The 1,659-nt window shown below is 72.4% G+C and carries 2 protein-coding genes; both read right to left on the reverse strand.

The features are described from left to right. Positions 1–8 precede the first annotated feature (8 nt). Positions 9–1,232, reverse strand: a complete 1,224-nt coding sequence (locus CCN44_RS41315; protein ID WP_086704349.1) for an asparagine synthase-related protein — start codon at positions 1,230–1,232, stop codon at positions 9–11. 33 nt (positions 1,233–1,265) lie between these two features. Beyond that, complete coding sequence (locus CCN44_RS43805; RefSeq protein WP_107117974.1) at positions 1,266–1,406, reverse strand: lasso RiPP family leader peptide-containing protein; 141 nt, start codon at positions 1,404–1,406, stop codon at positions 1,266–1,268. Between the last annotated feature and the right edge of the window lie 253 nt (positions 1,407–1,659).

The following is a 1,659-nucleotide window of genomic DNA, read 5'->3' on the forward strand; positions in this document are numbered from 1 at the left end:
GTCCGGGGCTACGCCGCCCTGAAACGCTGGCCCGGGCTGCCCACCCTCGCCGCGCTGGCCCGCCACCAGGCGGCCTCGTCACCGGGGCGGGCCAGCGCGGCGAGGGTGGGCAGCACGGGCCAGCGTTTCAGGGCGGCGTAGCCCCGGACGTGCCGCAGGGCGGTCAGCGGGCGGCGCCGGAGCAGTCCGTGCAGGTAGCCGGGGAACGGTGTGAACAGCTCGTCCCCGCCGTGTCCCGCGAGGTGCCGGCGCGAGCCCGCGTCGGCGAGCAGCCGCGCCGTGTACCGGGTGCGCGCGATGGTGCGGACGAAGGGATAGGCCTCCTCCGGGTCCACCGGGCGGTCCGCGTCGGCGAACAGCAGCGGAAGTTCGCCGGGGGGTACGACGAGATGCTCGGCGCGGTCCAGCAGGCCGATGGCATGGGCGGCGAAGGCGGCGTCGTCGTTGCCGGCCTCGGCCTCACCCCACCGGAAGGTCACCAGGTCGGGCACGCGGCGCGCGGCGAGGAAGCACAGTGATGTCGAGTCCATGCCGCCGGACAGGTCAGAGCTGAGCCGGCCGTGTCCGGGGGCCCGCTCGTCCAGGGCACCGGCCAGGGCCTTTCCGACGGCCTCGGCACCTGCGGCGAGGGACAGTTCCGGAGCCGGCGGCCGCCACCACCGCACCTGGCGCACCCGGTCCCGCTCCCAGACCAGGCAGTGGTCCGGGGCCGGCGCGGAGATCCCGGACCACAGGGGCCGGTCGGCCAGCGGGGGCGGCAGGAATCCTCCTGTGGCCACGCGCAGGGCCAGCGCCGTCTCGTCGATCCCGGCGCCGGTCATCGCCGCGAGCACATCGGCCCGGTCGGCGGCCACGTCCACCTGGTGCAGCCGGGCGTGGAAGACCCTGCGCAGTCCGGTGACGCTGCCCTGGAAGCGGACCTGCCCGTCGACGGATGCCGCCACATGACAGGAGCCGGGCAGGGACGCCGCCAGGGCGTCCACGTCGGACACCGTGCGGATCCGGGCGGCGAGTTCGGTGAGCCGGGGGGCGGTGACCGGGCAGATCCCGATCACCGCCAGGCGCACCGGGCCCGCGGTGACCACGGTGAGGTCACCGGGTGACCACCGGCCCACCAGCCACGGCCGGCCGGAGGCGTGCGGGAACTCCTGCGGCGCCTCCCAGGGGACGGCCGCGCGAGCCTCGCCCGCGGCCGCCGTGTCCGGCAGGACCACGAACCCGGTGCTACTCATTCGCTCAGCTCTCCGAGAACCGACAACCGAGGATCAGAAGCCGCCCGAGTAGTGGCCGAAGATGTCCTTGCCCCAGCCGATGAAGCCCAGGGTGTCCTCGTTGAACTCTCCGACCTCCACCACGGTCGGCGGCTCGTACGGCTCGGAGTTCGAGATCTCGATGTTCTCGTTCATAACGCCCTCCTCAGTCACGGAAAGCAGCTGGTCAGCTACTCACCGAATCGTACATATGACCGAAGGGCATGATCAATCCGATTTCCACTCACGCCACAGAGGGCGCTCGGCTCCCGCACAGGCACCGGCAAGATCGCCGATGGCCTGCGGAAATGATCATGAAGAGGCGCAGGGAAAGCGTTCACTTCGCCGTCGTGCGGGTGGCCTGAAATCGAGGTTCACGCCCGCGAACGGTCCGTCAGCGCCGCCGGCG

Origin of the sequence: Streptomyces tricolor (assembly GCF_002155905.1) — a bacterium.
GTDB classification, from domain to species: domain Bacteria; phylum Actinomycetota; class Actinomycetes; order Streptomycetales; family Streptomycetaceae; genus Streptomyces; species Streptomyces tricolor.